15 protein-coding genes are annotated in these 18939 nt (G+C 57.4%); all 15 read left to right on the forward strand.

Annotated elements, in window-relative coordinates; translation table 11 throughout:
• Positions 1-2 precede the first annotated feature (2 nt).
• The 15 genes from N5B55_RS02920 (at position 3) to N5B55_RS02990 (ending at position 18743) form a co-directional block, all read left to right on the forward strand.
• On the forward strand, positions 3-1088 hold the full coding sequence (locus tag N5B55_RS02920; protein WP_304539082.1) for an MraY family glycosyltransferase: 1086 nt from the start codon (positions 3-5) through the stop codon (positions 1086-1088).
• Positions 1089-1205: 117 nt separating this feature from the next.
• Positions 1206-1958, forward strand: a complete 753-nt coding sequence (locus tag N5B55_RS02925; RefSeq protein WP_304539748.1) for an ABC transporter permease — start codon at positions 1206-1208, stop codon at positions 1956-1958.
• Positions 1948-3264, forward strand: a complete 1317-nt coding sequence (locus tag N5B55_RS02930; RefSeq protein WP_304539083.1) for an ABC transporter ATP-binding protein — start codon at positions 1948-1950, stop codon at positions 3262-3264. The genes N5B55_RS02925 and N5B55_RS02930 overlap by 11 nt, the downstream gene beginning before the upstream one ends.
• A gap of 5 nt (positions 3265-3269) precedes the next feature.
• Positions 3270-4451, forward strand: a complete 1182-nt coding sequence (locus tag N5B55_RS02935) for a class I SAM-dependent methyltransferase (RefSeq protein WP_304539084.1) — start codon at positions 3270-3272, stop codon at positions 4449-4451.
• Complete coding sequence (locus N5B55_RS02940; RefSeq protein WP_304539085.1) at positions 4441-6477, forward strand: glycosyltransferase; 2037 nt, start codon at positions 4441-4443, stop codon at positions 6475-6477. Before N5B55_RS02935 ends, N5B55_RS02940 begins: the two co-directional genes overlap by 11 nt.
• Before the next feature lie 8 nt (positions 6478-6485).
• Positions 6486-6914 carry a GtrA family protein gene (locus tag N5B55_RS02945; RefSeq protein WP_304539086.1) on the forward strand — a complete coding sequence of 143 codons (429 nt, stop codon included), beginning with the start codon at positions 6486-6488 and terminating at the stop codon, positions 6912-6914.
• Positions 6915-7005: 91 nt separating this feature from the next.
• The gene (locus tag N5B55_RS02950) at positions 7006-7833 is read left to right on the forward strand and encodes a glycosyltransferase family 2 protein (protein WP_304539087.1); all 828 of its coding nucleotides are present in this window, start codon (positions 7006-7008) and stop codon (positions 7831-7833) included.
• The gene (locus N5B55_RS02955) at positions 7830-8852 is read left to right on the forward strand and encodes a lysylphosphatidylglycerol synthase domain-containing protein (RefSeq protein ID WP_304539088.1); all 1023 of its coding nucleotides are present in this window, start codon (positions 7830-7832) and stop codon (positions 8850-8852) included. Before N5B55_RS02950 ends, N5B55_RS02955 begins: the two co-directional genes overlap by 4 nt.
• 28 nt (positions 8853-8880) lie before the next feature.
• The gene (locus N5B55_RS02960) at positions 8881-10359 is read left to right on the forward strand and encodes a capsular biosynthesis protein (protein WP_304539089.1); all 1479 of its coding nucleotides are present in this window, start codon (positions 8881-8883) and stop codon (positions 10357-10359) included.
• Positions 10360-10367: 8 nt separating this feature from the next.
• On the forward strand, positions 10368-10766 hold the full coding sequence (locus N5B55_RS02965) for a capsular biosynthesis protein (RefSeq protein ID WP_304539090.1): 399 nt from the start codon (positions 10368-10370) through the stop codon (positions 10764-10766).
• Between the two features lie 18 nt (positions 10767-10784).
• On the forward strand, positions 10785-11543 hold the full coding sequence (locus N5B55_RS02970) for a glycosyltransferase family 2 protein (RefSeq protein ID WP_304539091.1): 759 nt from the start codon (positions 10785-10787) through the stop codon (positions 11541-11543).
• A 14-nt stretch (positions 11544-11557) separates the two neighbouring features.
• Positions 11558-14530, forward strand: a complete 2973-nt coding sequence (locus N5B55_RS02975) for a hypothetical protein (protein WP_304539092.1) — start codon at positions 11558-11560, stop codon at positions 14528-14530.
• Positions 14531-14549: 19 nt separating this feature from the next.
• Positions 14550-16583, forward strand: coding sequence for an HAD family hydrolase (locus N5B55_RS02980; protein WP_304539093.1), 2034 nt, complete (start codon positions 14550-14552; stop codon positions 16581-16583).
• A gap of 28 nt (positions 16584-16611) precedes the next feature.
• Positions 16612-17820, forward strand: a complete 1209-nt coding sequence (locus tag N5B55_RS02985; RefSeq protein ID WP_304539094.1) for a glycosyltransferase — start codon at positions 16612-16614, stop codon at positions 17818-17820.
• On the forward strand, positions 17820-18743 hold the full coding sequence (locus N5B55_RS02990; RefSeq protein ID WP_304539095.1) for a glycosyltransferase family 2 protein: 924 nt from the start codon (positions 17820-17822) through the stop codon (positions 18741-18743). The genes N5B55_RS02985 and N5B55_RS02990 overlap by 1 nt, the downstream gene beginning before the upstream one ends.
• The last annotated feature ends 196 nt before the right edge of the window (positions 18744-18939 follow it).

Consider the following 18939-nt stretch of genomic DNA (forward strand, 5'->3'; position numbering starts at 1 on the left):
ACATGTTCGATTTCTTCTGGGTTCCGGCCCTCGCATTCTTGCTCTGCGTGATCACCATCCTGCTGCTGCGGCCGTTTGCCGTCGTGATTGGCTTGGTTGACCGGCCGAATGTGCGGAAGCGCCATGACGGGGATGTCCCGCTCGTCGGCGGTATCGCCATGACGGTGGCAGTGACGGTGACGGCTGTATTGTTTGTGCGCGTGCAGGGATCCTTCATCCCATTGCTAGCCGGTATGGCGCTGCTTGCCATGATGGGCGTGCTAGATGATGTCAAGAATGTGGCTCCGATGACGAAGCTCGTCGTGCAGTTGTGTGCTGCCATCTTGATGACCTCCTGGGGGGGCGTCTATCTGACGTCGTTGGGAGACCTCTTTAGTCGGCGCGAAATCGAGTTGGCTAATTGGGGAATTCCGCTAACGCTCTTCGCTGTGGTCGCTGTCGTCAACGCGCTCAACATGTGCGATGGCATGGACGGTCTTGCGGGTGGCCTGGGGTTTGTGATCTTCGCCTGGTTTGCGTATATTGCCGGCGAAATTGGTAACGGCGTGACGCAACGGATTTGCGTCATTTTTTGCGGTGCATTGATTGGCTTTCTGGTTTTCAACATCCGCAATCCACTGCGCGGAAAGCTGCGGGTATTTCTTGGCGACGCCGGCAGCCTGATGCTTGGCTATGCAATCGTATGGTTTGCCGTGGAGTTGTCCCAGTCGACGCCTAGCGATTCGCGTCACGTGCCACCGGTGGTGATGCTCTGGGTGCTCGGCTTCATCCTGATCGATCTGCTTGCGGTCGTGCTCCGCCGCATGCTCAAAGGTAAGAACCCGCTTGCAGCAGATCGCACGCATCTGCATCACATCCTGTTGCGGTTAGACCTGAAGCCCGAGAGCATTGTTTGGATCCTCGTTTTCAGCAATTCGCTGATGGGGCTTATTGGTGTTGTTGGTTGGAAGACTGGGATGTCCGAGCAGGGGCTCTTTCTCCTGTTCCTGGGGGTCACCATCGTCCATTTGCTGGTCATGAGGAATGCTTGGCGGTTCATTCGTTTCGGTCGGAAACTTGTTCTGGCCAAACGTCGTGTCCCAGAGTGAAGGCGAGCTCTCGCCTCGGTGGAGTGCCGGCGTTTCTGGTCTGAAAGGAATATCAGTGTGAATGTAGTCTTGAATTCGATCTTGGCCCTGCGGAACTACAGAGGGTTGGTTCTGCAGATGGTCAAGCGAGAGGTGCTTGGGCGTTACCGCGGCTCCGTGATGGGGCTCGCGTGGTCATTCTTCAACCCGCTGCTGTTGCTTGCGGTCTATACGTTCGTCTTTGCCGTCGTGTTCAAGGCACGCTGGAGCGGCGGTGCGCAGAATGCGTCGCACTCCGAATTCGCCGTGATTCTCTTCGTCGGCATGATGGTGCATGGGCTTTTTGCGGAATGCGTCAACCGTGCGCCGACACTGATCCTGAACAACGTCACGTACGTCAAGAAGGTGGTGTTCCCGCTGCAGATACTGCCCTTGGTGGCGATGGGCTCGGCGCTGTTCCACATGGCTGTGAGCTTCATTGTGCTGCTGATCGCTGAGTTCTTGATTATCGGCTCTGTACCGTGGACAGTGGTGTATTTGCCGCTGGTGCTATTGCCCCTGGTGCTTGCCACGGTGGGGGTCGCATGGTTTCTGGCCGCGTTGGGCGTATACGTGCGCGACATCGCGCAGGCAACCAGTCTGTTTACGACGATCCTGGCGTTCATCTCGCCCATCTTCTACCCAATTTCGGCACTGCCCGAGCGGTTCCAGATCTGGATGCGGTTGAACCCGCTGACCTATGTCATCGAAGAGGCGAGGAGCACCGTGATCTTCGGACGTTCGATGGACTGGCTGCAGTGGCTGATCTACCTGGCCTTCGGCGCGGCGATCGCCATCCTCGGACTGTTGTGGTTCCAGAAAACGCGTAAAGGATTTGCTGATGTCCTCTGATGATTTGGCCATTCACGTCGAGGGGCTCGGCAAGTGTTACAACATTTATGACCGCCCTCAGGACCGTTTGAAGCAATCAATTGTTCCGCGGCTGCGTAGGCTTGTCGGGGCAGAGCCGCGCAGCTATGCCAGAGAGTTTTGGGCGCTGCGTGATGTCTCCTTCGACGTTCGCAAGGGTGAGACCGTCGGCATCATCGGCAGGAATGGGTCGGGCAAGTCCACGCTGCTGCAGATGATCTGCGGGACGGTCACTCCGACAACGGGGGCGATCCGCACAAACGGCCGCGTCGCGGCGCTGCTGGAACTCGGCGCGGGCTTCAATCCGGAATTCACCGGCCGGGAAAACGTGTATCTCAATGCCGCGCTGCTCGGTTTGACGTCGCAGGAGATCGATGCTCGTTTCGACAGGATTGCCGCGTTTGCTGATATCGGTCAGTTCATCGAGCAACCAGTCAAGCAGTACTCAAGCGGCATGTTCGCACGCTTGGCCTTTTCGGTGGCCATTCACGTCGATCCGGAAATCCTGATTGTCGACGAGATTCTTGCAGTGGGTGATGCTGCGTTTCAGCGCCGTTGCTTGGCGAAGTTCTATGAAGTCCGGGAAAAGGGTTGCACGATACTGTTCGTGTCCCACGATCAGTATCAGGTGAAGTCCATCTGCCAGCGGGCGCTGTATCTTGATCACGGACAGCAGAAAATGTTCGGCAGCGCGGGGCGAGTGATTGATCAGTACTCGGTCGATATGGAGGTCGCCTCTGCTCTTATCCTTGCCCCTGTGGCAAAGGAGCAAGAGGAACCGACGATACCCACGGACAGCGAGGCGGTGAACACTGAAGTTGTGTCGGAGCCGGAGCCGGCCGAACCGGAGCGTCTGTTTGCTATTACAGATGTTGCGTTGACGAATGCTGATGGTCACTCCATAGACGAAGTGGCAAGTGGAGAGACCATACAATTGCGAGTTCGCTTCGCAGCAAAAGCGATGCGAATTCCAGAACATATCAGCTTCGTTTTTAACCTATACCGCCACGACGGTTTATACCTGTGCGGTTCGACAACACTGATGGACGGGTACTCACCTCATCCTTCATCACAACAGGGCGAGTTCACCGTCACTTTTCCAAATTTCCCATTGCTAAGCGGCAGCTATAAATGGCGGGTGGCGATCAATGACGAAGGTGGTCTTGTCGTTCATGCAGAAGCCAAAGACGTGTGCCCGTTCAGGGTTGTCGACGACTTCAATTCCGTTGGCCTGATTCATCTCGATCGTCGATGGGACGTTGCGATGGTTGATGATGTAAGGAAGTAAACAAGATGCACATTGAGAGACTGAGTTTCGAACAGGGTGGAGGCTACGATGGCCTCGAAGCCGCTATTCACATTGCGCGGTACGGATTTGTAAAGGGGCAATGCAAGGGAAAACGGATTCTCGATATCGCGTGCGGGGAGGGCTATGGCTCCCGCATGATGGTCGACTGGGGTGCCGCGGCGGTTGAGGGCGTGGATATCTCCGAGGAGGCTGTGGCGCACGCGCGTAACGTGTTTGGTGGAGAGAAGGTGAACTTCACCCAGCACAGTGCTGAGGCCGTTGACACGCTGTTTGAGCCACAAAGTTTCGATCTGATCGTCTCTCTCGAGACGGTGGAGCATGTGGAGGATCCAGCAGCATTCCTCCGGGCAATCAAGCGCTTGTTAAAGCCGGGCGGGACGATTGTGGTGAGCTGCCCGAATGACTGGTGGTATTTCCCGGAAGCGGATAGAAGCAATCCCTTCCATCGACGCAAGTACTCTCTCGATGAGTTCCAGGAGCTGGCTCGGGGCGTACTGGGAGAAGCCTCCGGCTGGTATCTGGGGGGGCCGATTACAGGTTTCTGCAACCTGCCTCTGGAAGGCTACGTGCGTGCAAATGCGGAGAGCGGGCAAATTCTCATGCGAGAGACGCGTGATCTGAGCGCAGTGGCGGTCCCAGCAGAGCCTGGTGGTGGGCCACGTGCCAAGAACGCCAGCTACTTCGTGGGCGTGTGGGGCGATAACGGCCCTGCGACTGGGACTGCCGCCGTTCTGCCTCTCTCGATGGATGCATTCAAGGAAGGTATTTTTCAGGGGCACCTGCACGACGCAGATCGACTGCGGGAGGAACTACGGCTTAGCAAGGTAAAAGTTGATCAACTTGCTAGTCAATTGAGGTCGATAGGTGCCAATGGTGAAGGCGAACTTCGAAAGGTACTGCTGCGCAACCACGCACTTCTGGCTGAGAATGAGTTGATGAGGGAGGGGCTGACGAGACGCAATGAGGAGTACAACGCGTTGAAGGTTGCTCAGGAGGCAGAGTACAACGCATTGAAGGTTGCCCATGAGGAGTTGCGGGCGGAAAACCTGCGCCTTTCCGTGGCAGCCGCTCGCTACGTGCGACTGAGGAGTCTGATACCCGCGCCGATCCGCATGCCAATACTACGATTGGCAAGGAGTTTGAGGAGGCTTGTACATGGCCAGTGACAAGCGTCTCGTCGATGGCTTGGTGCAACTCGGCTACGTTTTCGACGCCAATCACGCATGGCTGGCGAATGATCTCCACCAACCCCACGGGCCGAATATTGGTCAGCATGGCCAAAATCTGACCATCAGCTTCTTGTCGATGAATCGGTCGCAGCTTTCGGAGAAGCTGCTCAGATCGATTTCGCGCTGTATTCCCTCATTCGCAGGCGAAGTGCTGATCATTGACAACGGTTCGGCGCCGCACGAGTTGGCGTACCTGCGTTCTGTATGTGAAGAGCAGCCCTATCGCTACCGAATCGTCGAGCTCGGCGAGAACTACGGTGTGGCCGGCGGGAGGAATCGGACGATTCCGCTAGTCCAGACCGAATGGTTGATGTGTCTCGATAACGATATCTATCTTATCGACGATCCGTTGCCGCGCCTTCAGAAGGACTTGGCACAGTTGGGATGCCATTTCATGAGCCTCCCTCTGCTCGATCCTGATCAGGCGACGATCTTTGCCTATGGTGGGCATCTATACATCCATTTTGACGGGAAAGAGCTCTACATTGGGGCTGGGAGCGCTTGCAGACAGGAGGTGGTAACGGACGAGCGGGAGGCGACGCCGTTTCTGTCAACTTTTCTATTCGGCGGCGCTTGTGTTCTCAAATGCAGCACGTTCGAAGCCGTCGGCGGATATGACGAGCGGATGTTTGTGGGCTTCGAGGATATCGATTTCTCGATTCGCCTGTTTCAGCAAGGGTACAAAGTTGGTTCCACGTCGGTGCTGGCATTTGTTCATGATCATCCGAAGCCGGAAAGCAAATCTGACAAGGACTATGAGCGAGAGCGGTTTTCGCGGGACGTCCTTAAAAAGTCAGCCCTGCACTTGGAATCCAAGCATGGCTTCAAGGTATGGAGCGATGCAGTCGATGTCTGGCTCGGAGCCAGGCAGGAGGAGCTTGGGATATCAACGGCTTCCATCGTTTCGGATTCGCTGGCGTCGGGGAGGAGTGATGCCGGCAAAGTTGGCATCGCGTTGATTATTGACACCGATAATTGGGCTTTCGGCAATATCGCGCGGCAGCTTCAGGCACATCTTTCATCACGCTACGAAGTCAAGATCATTCCGATGGATGTGATCGACAACATCGATCAAATCTTCTTGATGACTGCTGACTGTCAGATCGTGCACTTCTTCTGGCGCGAACATTTGACGTTGATCGGGACCCCGTACTACAGGGGATATGTTGAGCAGCTCGGCATCTCATACGAGGAGTTCGAGCGACGCTTTGTCAAGACAAAGAAGCTCAGCACGAGTGTCTACGATCACCTGTTGCTTGGCGAGGACGAGTTGCGAGGCCGAGAGGCAATTTTCGGAAGTCTGATTGACGGTTATACGGTTTCCTCGGAGAAGTTGAACGCAATATATAAAGAGGTTCCACAGTATCCCCAGCCAACCGCTGTGATCGAGGATGGCGTCAATCTCAGCTTGTTCACACCAAAGGCACTGAGCCGCTTCGATCATACAGAGGGGCGTGAGTTGGTGATCGGGTGGGTGGGCAACAGTAAGTGGGCGTCGGATCTGCAAGAGGATTTCAAGGGGCTTCATACAATCCTTAAACCTGTCTTGGAAGAGTTGCGCGCAGAAGGCTGGCCGATCCGAGCGCACTTTGCAGATCGGCAAGACCGCTTCATCCCTCACGAGGAGATGCCCGATTACTACAGTGCCATTGATATCTACGTCTGCCCTTCAAAGATTGAGGGCACGCCCAACCCAGTGCTTGAGGCAATGGCGTGTGGGGTGCCAGTGGTATCCACGGACGTTGGCATCGTTCCACAAGCATTCGGGCCACTACAGAAGGCATTCATTTTGCCGGAGCGCTCACGTGCTGCGTTAAAGGGAAAGCTACTCGAATTGCTTCGGGAGCCAGCCAAACTCAAGGCGCTGTCACGGGAGAACCTCGTGTCCATTCAAGATTGGTCGTGGGAGTCAAAGGCGCACAAATTTGGCGAATTCTTTGATTCGCTTCTGGCGACTAAATGAGGCGACAGATGGGGATCGACGGCGAGGTATTGCAAAGAACGCTCCGACAGTTCATGAGATTCGCAGGTGTTTCTGGCGCGTGCTGGATATTGGATTTTGCAATCCTGCTGGCATTAACAGGTTGGGTTGGCATCGGTCCGCTGCTTGGCAATATCGTCAGCTCCACCATTGCGGCGGCCACTGCGTTTCTGATCACCGCGCACGTTGTCTTCAACCGGAACAACGGCCTCATGCATCGGAAGCTGGCTTTTTATTTGGTCTACAACGGTTGCATGATTCTTGTCGCCTCGTGGGTCATGAAGGAACTGGTGACCTGGCTGGTGGCGATGCTTACGCGAGGCGAGGCGATCGTCGCGGCCAAGATCGCTATCACGCCCGTAGTTATGCTTTGTAATTTCGCTGTGAGCAAGACCGCGACGGAGCGGCTTAGCCTGTAATCGGGCCCCTGTCGTGCTTGCCCACTAACAGAGGGCGGTGCGGGCGCCACGAAGCCGGCAGCCATGGCTGACCGGCTTGTTATTTGGAAAGATGATGAAGAGCGATAAGCGTAAGGTCCTGTTGTTCATTCCCATGTACAACTGCGAACGTCAGATTGGCCGCGTGCTGGGCCAGCTTGACGGAGAGGTGTGCAAGGATATCCACGAGGTGATTGTCGTGGACAATCGCAGCACGGATGGTAGCCAAGTGGCGGCCAGGGCGGCGCTCGACAAGGTCGACACGATTCCCGCACGCTTGCTCGAGAACGTCGGCAACTATGGCCTGGGTGGCTCGCATAAGGTGGCTTTCAACTACGCGCGCGAGCACGGTTTCGACTATGTCGTGGTTCTGCACGGCGATGACCAAGGCGATGTCCACGATCTTCTGCCGTTGCTGCAGGCCCGTGAGCACATTGGTGCGGATTGTCTTCTCGGTGCACGTTTCATGCGTGGTTCTCGCCTTCAGAATTACTCGCGTTTCCGTACGTTCGGCAACGAGGTGTTTAACTGGATATTCTCGGTTGCCGCAGGGACGCGGCTCTATGATCTGGGCTCCGGATTGAACCTTTACTCTACCGAGGCGCTGGCAAAGACTGGCTATCTGAAGTACGCCAACGACCTGACATTCAACTATTTCATGATTCTCGGTACTGTCGCCGCGGGGTGGAAGATTCGTTTCTTCCCGATCTCCTGGCGTGAGGACGACCAGATTTCCAACGTCAAGCTGTTCAAACAGGCGCGTCGCACGCTGAGTATTGTGGCGAGCTTTATGTTCAGGAAGCGCTGGTTTCTTGAGGCAGATCACAGTGGTAAACCTGACGCCGACTACCGCTCGGAAGTAATTGCGGCGAACATCGACGCTCGCGTGGCGGCCCAATGATTTGGCGCAACGGGCCTCTCGGGGCTGGCAGATCCGGCTCTCCACGATCCGCGTGGCAGACCGCAGGCACAGCGCTTTTCCTGCTGGTGCTGATTGGTGCCTGCGTGGCACTGGGGACGATCTCGGGTTCTTTCTTCCGCATCTTCGCGCGCCTTGGGGAATCAGGTGGCTGGCTCCTTACGCTGGCGATACTTGCGTACCTGTTCTCGCACTTGCTGCGCGCGCTGCGTTTGGCCATGCTGGCCGGCAGTCATGAAGTCAGTCTGCGTCGGCTCACGCTGGTTCATTTCTTCACGGCGGGCGTCAGCTTGTTGCTTCCGTTCAAGCTTGGGGAAGCATATCGGGTGCTTGAGCTGAGAACGGTGATCGGCAGCATGCAGCGATCGTTGCTGACTGTCTGGATCGAACGTGGCTTTGATGTCGGTGCGCTCGTCCTGCTAATGGTATGTGCAGTGGCATGGTCGGGGACTGGAGCAGTAGCCATGCTGCCGCTGGCTGGTGTATCGGCCGCATTCATCGTCCTGACGGGCGTCGCTTTCGTGGTGCTGCCGGAAAACCTGCAGGCGCTGTCGCTGTTCATCATCCGGCGCTATCGAACCGAACGTGCAGTGGTTGTGCTGCGCGTCGTGCACACCATGCTGACCTTTCTCCGGCACGGCCAACGGATCATTCGCGGCAAGTATGCGGTCGTCAGCACGATCTCTGCGCTGATCTGGCTGCTGGAGCTCGCATCGTTTGGTTTGGTCCTGAATGCAGCAGGTTCAGTTTGGGCGTCGGCACTTGATGGCTTTCTTCGCTACGTTTCGGCGACATCCGTGGGCTACGTCGCGTTTTCAGAACAGAGTTTCACATTCGTTGAATCGACGCTTGAAAACGGCGTGTGGACGATGGCATCGCAACTGATCACCTACGGCATCGTGATGCGCACGTCGCTGCTGGCAGTAGCGTGCTTGGCCGGGCTGATCTATGCGCCAGGCCGCCTGTCGGAAGAAACACCGGTGGTGCCGCGGCGGGCCTGACGCCGTGTAACGAGAACTATTGTCTCAGATGCTATCCCTTGTTATTGACGATACCGTCCGCGTCTCGGATGACGTTGCCGGCCTGACTGGTGTTAACAGCTTTGGCAGCCTGTTGTATCGCAGGCGGACGCTGACACAGCACATCGAGGATGCGGCAGCTGCTGCAGGGCTGTCGCCGCCAATTGTGCTTTCGAGCCATCAGAGTGTCCTTGAACTCGAGCAGCGATTGGTTCATCAGAATGAGCCTGGGCGATATCTCGTGTTCCCTGCGAACATCGTCGCGCTTGCGCCAAAGGCCCAGCTCGTCACGCTTTTGAAGCAGCTTCGTTACGCGCCCGACAACCTGCAACTTGCTGTCACCAACGGCGCGGAATGGTCAGGTCTATTGTTGCTCGATGCGGCCCTGGCGCGGCGCTACTTGGCGGCGCTAGCCGCCGAAGGGCGATCGACCGATTTTATTTCACGCCATGGCCGAGAACTCGCCACCCTTGAGAACGACCTGCAGTTTGTTGATTTGCGTGATCAAGCGCAGTTTCTGATCTTTCTGACCAGCAACTTTGAGGTCCGTCATTTCAACGCGATCGTCAACGAGAACTTCACGATCGTTAAACGTTCGACAGATATTGCAAAGCTGAAGCGGGAGTTTAGCTACTACGGTCTCTTGCCTCCACGGGTGCAGATGTTCTTCGTGCAGCCTTTTGATTTCGAAGAACACGATGGTTATGCGAGCTATCGCATGGAGCGGCTGTTCCTGCCGGACATGGCTATTCAATGGGTTCACGATGCGATCCGGCCCGAGGAGTTCGATCGGCTGTTGAAGCGGATCTTCCACTTTGTCGACGTTCGCCCGAAGCGCGCCGTGGGCCGCCAGAAAGCCCTTGAAACTCTGGATCGGCTGTACTGGGAAAAAGTCGCCGAGCGTATCAGTGAGCTGAAGAGCATGCCGCAGTATGCGCGTTTGCGGCCATTGATCGATCAGGCTGTGGGCGGTATTGATGCGCTGCTCGAGCGCTACAAAGCATGCTATTTCGGGGCTCGAACGAAATTCCCGCTGGCCGAGCTAGCGGTTGGTCATGGCGATCTTTGCTTCTCGAACATGCTGTATAGCAAGTCGACGCAGTTGTTACGCTTGATCGATCCGCGCGGCGCAACGACGGAGGACGACCTCTACACCGACCCGTACTACGACCTTGCCAAGCTCTCGCACTCGATCCAGGGCGGCTACGATTTCATCAACAGTGGGCGCTTCAATATCGACATGGGTGCCGGTCTCGATATGGCCTTGCAAACTGATGAGGGAGACCGCCAGTGGGCACGCGTAGCGTTCCAGGCGATGCTCGCGCAGCGTGGCTTCGAGCCGGTCTTGGTGCGCCTGTGCGAGGCATCACTTTTTATTAGCATGTTGCCATTGCACATCGACATCCCTAAGAAGGTACTGGCCTTTGTCCTGAATGCGGCTGCCATTTTGGATGAGATTGCGCCGCGCAGACAGACGAATCTTGCATAAGGAAAGCCATGATTAGCAAAGAGCGTTGCCTGGTCCTGGATATAGACGGCACGATCGTCCCAACCAAGGGCTCATCGGAGCGGTACGAAGACTTAATCCCGTTCCCGGATGTGGTGGCGAAGATTCGCGAGTACCGCGAGATGGGTTTCTACATCATTCTGTATTCCTCGCGGAACATGAAGACGTACGAGGGGAATGTCGGGTTGATCAACGCCAATACTGCGAAGGTCTTACTGAACTGGCTGGAGAAACACCAGATTCCCCATGACGAGCTTCATCTCGGCAAGCCCTGGGTGGGCCATGGCGGCTTTTACGTCGATGATAAGGCGATTCGCCCCGACGAGTTCCTTAAGCACAGCTACGAAGAAGTGCTGGAAATTATTTCTCCTGGTGAAAACGGCCAGTAGCCGTGCAATGGAGTTGAGATGACATCTACCGTGATCATTACGATGGCTGGTATGGGCCAGCGTTTCCGCGATGCCGGCTACCGTGTGCCGAAGTATCAGATCGAGGCACACGGCAAGACCCTCTTTGCGTGGTCGATGTTGAGCCTCGCCAACTTCATTCGTCAGGGCTCGCCGTTCATCTTTGTCGTGCGCAAGGAGGACGAGGCAGACGATTTCATCGCGACCCAATGTGTCCAGCTCGGTATCCGCGACTTCGGCATTGTTGGTCTCGACACGCTGACCGACGGTCAGGCGACAAGCGCGATGCTTGCGGCGCCAGCGGTGCGCGATCCCGCTCAGCCGATGCTGGTTTACAACATCGACACTTTCGTGGAACCAGCTGCGCTTCCAGCTGATGCCGTGCGCGGGGACGGCTGGATTCCTTGCTTCCCGGGGGCTGGTTCGGCTTGGAGCTTCGCCAAAGCCGACGGTACCGGGCGCATCTCCGAGCTGAAGGAAAAGGAGCGCATCTCGGACGATGCAACGGTTGGGTTGTACTGGTTTTCGTCATTCGCCCTGTACGCAAGGTCGTATCGCGAGTTTTTTGCAGATGAGCGCAACATGGCCAAGGGCGAGAAATATATCGCGCCGCTCTACAACCATTTGATCGGTGAGGATCGGCCGGTCTATGTCCATCGTGTGCCTGCCAGCAGTGTTATTCCGCTGGGGACGCCCGCTGACGTGGATGCGTTCCTTTCCAGATCGGACGTGCCGACGGCCAGCAGCGACCAGTCGTGAGGCGAGAAAAGTCGATGGCGACGGTAAGCCGGCCGCGCTGGCGTATCAGTCATATGCTGGTGGCAAACCGGCGCCGTTGCGTGCTGACGGGGCTGGCAGTCGCGGTTTCGCTTTATTTCGTGGCGCGCAGCGCCGTCGGCATGTACGAACTCGATGTCCCGCAACTGGCTCTTGGCTTGGTGGCCGGAGTGCTGGGCGCGGGTTTTGTGCATGTGCTGAAGGCATTGAGCGGCGGCCGGGCGCTCGCCGTGTTGGCCTTGCACGGCCTGTGTGGCCTCCTGCTCGCGTCGATGATGCCGCCCGTGATGGATGCCTATCCGACGGTCGAGGTTGTTGCAACGGGCGAACACAATCCGCATGCTGGCGGCACTGAAATCTGGTTACCTGACGTGACGCCGGGCAGGATTTATTTCGAGGGGCCAGGCTGGGAGCGACGAGACAACGCTGTGTCCGTATCCTATAAAGACCAGCCCAATCGTGCGGTGCTCAGAGGGAAGTGGCGTGATGGCGACGTCTTGCGCTTGGCGATGCATCCGTATTCCGGAATTGCCATCGTCCGGATGGGCACTACTGAGCAGCGTGTTGATCTCTTTGCAGAGGCGCAATCGGTGATGGCGATGGACCTGCCGCATCCAATGTCGTCCACTGCGGGCAAGATGCGGCGTGTGCTTTACGGCCTGATCCCTTTGATGGCACTCCTGTCGCTTGGTGCACTGTTGGTCTCGCTACCATCGCGCTGGCAAGTGGTGACTACAGCTTCTGTCCTCTTGGGCACACTGACAGGTATCGGCGTGGCTGGCCGTTCGTACCCGGGCACGTTAGAACTCCTTGCGTATGGCACCGGGTCCGTTGCTCGCCTGGAGGTTGATGCGGGCTCGGGCCCATTTGCGTTACCGCTTAAAGAAGGGGCCGGCGGGCCATCCGTAGAGTTGTCGGCCGAACGAGGTAAAGGCGAAGCTGTGTACCTACGGCCAGAGTCCGGCTATCTGCGACCGGTGCGTCCCTTCGATGGAGTGGGAAAGCGAGGGCAAGACGAGGTACTGTCGGCTGGCGGTAACGTATGCGCCGAGGGCGAGGGTCTGCAGGTGTTTCGACATGTGGCGTCTGATGGACAAGGAATCCGCGTAAGGATCGGCATAACGGAGGGCGCCCTCGTCGCGCCAAGCGATGCTGCACATGGGCAGGTTGATGGCTACGTTGTCGCGCAGTGCCATGCGAATAGCGTCTCGGTATCATACAGCCGGGCTTTCATCCGAATTTCGCCGTGGGAGTTCCCGCACTCGTTGATTCGATCCGTTCGGGCTCAGGATACCCGCGGGCGTGAGTTGGCGCTGCTGCAACTCTCGGTAGACAGCCCCGTTGGCTATGCGCCAGCAAGCGAACTTGGGCGCAGCCATGCGCTTCTTGAGATCAACCGGCGAGACACACAAGCGTTCTTCCTCCAGAAGATTATCGCCGCCTGTTTGGTGGGCGTTCTCCCATTTTTGGCCTTGATCGCCGTGGGCAATTTTGAAGTCGCATGTCGGAACTGGCAGCACGGCAGTCGCCACCTTGTCACATGGCTGTATACGGCGCCGATGGCTTGGGTATTGTTGACCCTGGTTATTCAGTGGCCCGGGACGGTGGGATGGGATGCTTATTCACCATTCATCCAGGCTCAAACCGGAACCATTACGCTTTGGTATGGCATCGGCTACCCGATGATCGTTGGCGCCTTGTTCCTTTTGATGCCGCCTCCACTCATTGGCGTATGGCAGTGTGTCATTGCGGCGCTCCTGATCCAGTGGGTTACCGTTCGCTGCGTCGAATCGGGCGTGGCAGCGCGCCGCGTTGGGGCGCTCGCGTGCTTACTTATGCCGTTGACGATCGTTCCGTTCGGTGCGACTGTTCATCTCCGCGATGCGATGAACGGAGTGCTTGTCGCCGCCTTTGGTGTGCTATGGGCTGCCGGCGTGTTGAGGCACAAGGCGCGTGGAGACAGTGCAACCCTGCCATACCGCACGGTGCTCGGCCTGCTTGCTGTTTGTCTCGTGCTGCTGCGCATCGACAATATTGCCTTCCTGGCGGTGATCTTCATCGCATCCCCCCTGCTTAGCAGTAGTGGCAGGCGACTGGTGATCGTCTACTCAGCGATCACTCTTGTGGTCACGCTGCTTGCCAATCCTGCCGCAGAACGCGTCATTTTTGGTAAGGCGGGATATCCGGAGGGCGAGCGCAACAAATACGCCGAGGCTTCACTCGTTGGCCCGCTGGTCGGTTTCTTAACCAATCCAGATAGTCAGCTGTCCCCGGCGGAGAGGGGACAGATAGAGAACGACCTGAGCGGGTTAATGGATGTTCGTCGGGCCATCGACAACTGGAGCGTCTTCCACGTCATCTGGTGGCATCAGGACCAGGAAGGTCGGCAACTGCCACCCGCGGAAGCTATTCGCATGCTCAAGAAGGACTTATTTCGGGGTGCGCTAGGCGACCCCCTGCGATTCGTTGAGATGCGCAGTGCGATTTTTCTCTCGACGCTTGGCCATCGATGGATTCCCGTGCGACAGTCACCAGCGCACGCTCCAGAGAGCTATGGGAAGTTTAGTGACCGAGTCTGGATGAAGGACACTGACACCGTTGTCATGAACGACCTGCTCGGCTTTACGCTTGAGACGCGGGAGTTCAAGATGGCCTCGAGGGCCATACTCGACTTTTACGGTCGATATGCTACGACGCTGCCGCAATTCCTTCTGTGCGTGCTGCTGGTAGGCCTGATTCGTGTCGTACCGATAGCGGGCGTCATTGCACTCGCGCTGCTTGCGCGTGCCGGCGTGTTCTTCTTGCTAGCACCGGCCGACGTCTTTCTGTATCTGTATGACATGCACTTCCTGGGCTTCCTGCTGCTGCCTATTGCCGTGTGCGAGTGGGCCAGGCAGCGCCGTAAGGACAGTGTTCAAGAGCCCCCACGGGCAAGGCCAGAATGGAAGGAGGCGGTGCCTTCAAAGTGAATGTGACCGCCATAAAATCATGAATATCGAAGTTCACGAATTGAACGATGCATCGGTCAACATTGATGCGGTTCCACCACATGTCACCATCGTCTGCAGCGACTATTTCGACACATTGGTCTCGCGGGCAATCCACCCCGAAGACGTCAAGCGACAATGGGCGGAGCGGGTTTCGCACGCGTTCGGGCTGGGTCTGTCAGACGGCGAATTGTATGGGCGCCGAGCGCGAATTGAAGTAGCGCTGTGCAAGCGCAACGCAGCAAATGGCGCAGACCCCGAGTTCAACGTCGTCGAGTGCTACCAGAAGGTGTGGGAGGAACTTGCACCAGAGACGCGCCCGCGTCTCGAAGCATTTTTGGCGCTAAGCCTGGAACTGGAGCTCTCGATCGAGTGCGCTGTGCAGCGGCTTGATCAAGGGGTCGTTGCTCTATTGCAGCAGGCGGCACAGGCGGGCCGCCGTATCATCCTCGTCAGCGATTTCTATTTTCCTGAGACGGCGTTTCGCCGGATGCTGCGGTTTCACGGGATCGAGCAGCTATTCGATCGCGTCTTCGTGTCTGCTGATTCCTTGCTCACCAAGCGGTCCGGCCGCGCCTTCCCGATGATCCTGGAGGCGATCGGCGCAGGCGCAAGTGACGCTGTGATGATCGGCGACAACGCGGAGGCAGATCATCGTCAGCCGCAGCAGCATGGTATGGCTACGATCCTGCTGGACCGCGCGGCGCGTCATGATATGTACGCCAGCTTGGCGCGGCGCGCAGCGGACAGGGCGGCAACAGAGCGCGAGATCGATGCGTGTTTGGCTGGTGATAAGGCATCGGCATTCCCGGAGCTCGCACTCACGCTGTTCACGTTCACGGAGCGGCTCTACGCATCGCTGTTGGGCGCCGGTGTGCGTGACGTCTTCTTTTTGGCGCGCGAAGGGCAGTTGCTGAAGCAATTGTTCGACCACTACCAAAATCAGCGAACGCCGACTGCTGACATGCAGATTCGGAGTCACTACCTTGAGGTGTCGCGCCGGGCGACCTTTCTGCCGTCATTGGGGCCGCTGGAAACAGAGCGCTTCGAGATCCTTTTCCGACAATACCGGCGCATCTCGGCAGAGGAGTTTCTGCTGAACCTCAGTCTCGAGCACATGCTGCCGCAGCTGGAACGTGAGCTGCCGGGGCACGACCTGCATGTGCGAGAGGAGGATTTGCCAACGAGCCCGGTTTTCCAGGAACTTCTTGCGAACGAAGGGTTTCGTACAGCCTATGAAACCGCGCGCGTTAATGGTCGCAAGGCCATGCTGGCCTATCTGGACGGCTTTGCGTTGCAGGCGCCCAACGCGGCACTGACGATCGTCGACGTGGGGTGGAAGGGAACGATCCAAGACAACCTGCGCAGGCTCTTCCAGGCTGAAGAGGCAGAGGGCGGCCGGCCGGCCAAGGCACTCAATGGCGTTTACCTTGGACTGGTGAGCGCGGGTGAGGCTGGCCCCGGAAACGAGAAGCGCGGTTTGATGTTCTCTGCCATCGATGGCCGCACGCCGCACTATGCGGTGTTCAACGAGAATCGCGCGTTGTTCGAAGTGATGCTCGCCGCCGACCACGGCTCAGCTGCGGCCTACCGCCTGCGGCCCGACGGCCAGGGCGAGGTCGTGCTCGGCGAATTCAGCGAGCGCTCGCTGTTCGAGACGAAGGTCCGGCCCGAGCAACTGCGCTTGTTGGCAACCTTCGAGCGCCTGGACGATTTGCTGGCCCATCGTTATTACAGCGAGCGGTGGCTGCTTGCCGTCACGGCTCGGCATCATGCACGGATGGTTTTTAATCCGGCACCTGCTGAGATTGCCTGGTTTACCGATGTCTATCACGTCGAGAACTTCGGCGTCTTCGAACATTCCGTGTTCGGATCGCCCGTCGTGAACGGGTTCTGGCTGGCAAAGATGAGATTCATCTGCGCACTGCTACGCCAGCGCGGACGCATGGATCTTGGCTTCTGGCCATGGCTACGTTGCCGGCAGCGAGGCGGTCGTCTCGTTGCGCATTTCTACCGGATGTATCGGCTGCGTTGAGCGCCAGCCAAGACTGTCCAAAAAAACTATGAAGATTGCATTTTTTCTTGGCTCCGTTGATATCAGCGGTGGATCCTATGTGATCTATCAACATGCCTTGTTCGCGCGACGGGAGGGGCACGACGTTACGATCGTTGCCCAGTACGCGTATCAGCCGCATCAGTTGAAATGGCACCCAGCGACGAGTGAACTGCGGATATTGCACATCGATGCGCTGGAAGCTGACCATGAGTTCGATCTCGCCATTGCCACGTGGTGGAGGACCGCAACGGAATTGCATCGACTCAAGGCGCGGCAGTATGCGTACTTTGTGCAGTCGATCGAATCGCGCTTCTATGCCGACGGAGAAGGGCCGCTCCGCGATCTCGTCGACAGTACGTATCGCCTGCCGTTGCCAGGAGTTACGGAAGCCACATGGATCCAGCAATATCTGAACGAGCACCACGGTCACGCCTATCATCTGGCACGTAACGGTATCCGGAAGGATATCTACCGGGAAGATGGCCCAGCGGTAGCGCCGCGGCTTGGCAAAGGCGAGTTGCGCGTGCTGGTGGAGGGGCCTTTTGGTGTGTTCTTCAAGAACGTCGGGCGCTCGCTCAAGTTGATGCGTAAGGCACAGCCGACAGAGACTTGGCTCCTGACGTCGTCAGAGGTGTCCTGGTATCCGCAGGTGAACCGTTTGTTCTCGCGTGTGCCAATCGACAAAGTCGCGGAGATCTATCGCTCGTGCGATGTCATCGTCAAACTCAGCTACGTTGAAGGGATGTTCGGCCCTCCATTGGAAATGTTCCATTGTGGCGGCACCGCGGTTGTGTATGACGTGACGGGACACGACGAGTACATCGTGGACGGACAAAACGCGTTGGTTGTGGCGCGCGATGACGAGGCGGGTGTCGTCAGTGCGGTGCGACGCCTGCAACGTGAGCCGGAATTGCTCGCTTCGCTCAAGCAAGGGGCGCGAGAGACGGCAATGTCGTGGCCAGACTGGTATGCCTCGTCACGCGAGTTTCTTGCCGGACTGCACGGGATCATGGACGCGCCACGGGTCACTCGCGACGAGATTGCGACGATGAATGAGGCCGCCATGGCGACGTATGCATCGCGCGAGCGCGAGCGTCTGGCCAAGCAGCCGAATATCAAATGGCGTTATCGGCTTGATGCCCTGCTGGACAGAGTGCCGGCATCCGTTGCACGCAATTTGCGCCTGGGGCGTTATGTTTTGGAAAGCTTGCGGTGATGGCGCCGGTCGATAACATCTGGGCCGTTGTTGTTTGTTACCGTCCCGCGCTCGAGCAGCTTTCCGGGTTGCTAGAGGCAGTGACTCCGCAGGTGACGGGCATCATCGTGGTCGATAACGACCCTGGCAAGGGGCTGCGCGAATGGATGGACGGTCGGAGCACTGGGCATTGCGTCTATCTGCCCATGGATGGCAACGTTGGCGTCGCAACGGGCCATAACATGGGGATTGCGGCTGCTCGTGACCGTCAGGCAACTCATGTCGTCCTGTTCGACCAGGATAGTTTGCCGGCGCCAACAATGATTGCCCGATTGCGAGATGCCATGAGCGCGGCGGAGGGACACGGATTGAAGGCCGCCAGCGCTGGTCCTTTCTTTCATGACCCGCGCGATGGCTCTTACTACCCGTTCATCCGGCTCAGTGGCTGGAAAATTGAGCGGGTACGCCAGCCGGACACCGAGTCGTGGTGCTCCGCCGACTACCTCATCACCTCTGGGTGTCTGATTTCCATGGCCGCGTTGGACGAAATCGGTGGCATGGAGGATGGACTTTTTATCGACTACATCGATATCGAGTGGGGTTTGCGCGCGAGATCGAAAGGGTTCGTGAACCTTGGCGTTTTTGACGCGGCAATGGAACACGATCTCGGCGAGCCACCACGGCGATATCTGCGAGGTAGATTGCGTGTGCCGATGCATTCGCCGCTTCGGCACTATTATCTCTTTCGCAATGCGCTGCGCCTGTATCGGCGCTCTTACATTCCATGGCGTTGGCGCTTGAATGACGGATATCGGTTACTTCTGAAGGGCGTTTTCTATTCCCTTTGTGTGGAGAATCGATCCGAGCAGAGAAGAATGATCTTGCGGGGGTGTGCTCACGGTATGGCGGATGTCTGCGGCCAGTACGGGGGAGAGCGGTCGTGACAGGTTTGGCTGTAACGATATCGTGATCGAGTCGATGCCGAAAGGCGGCCATGTTGAATGCGGCGAAATATCGCAAACCATGGCCGTGTTTCGACAGATACTACGTCACCTGTTAATCAAGTTGCCTCTCACGCGTAAGCCATGACCTGTGGGGGCCGTGGGCAGACTATCTCCAGAGGTCCGTCAGATACCGTCT

Source organism: Ralstonia pickettii, assembly GCF_030582395.1.
Lineage (GTDB): Bacteria > Pseudomonadota > Gammaproteobacteria > Burkholderiales > Burkholderiaceae > Ralstonia > Ralstonia pickettii_D.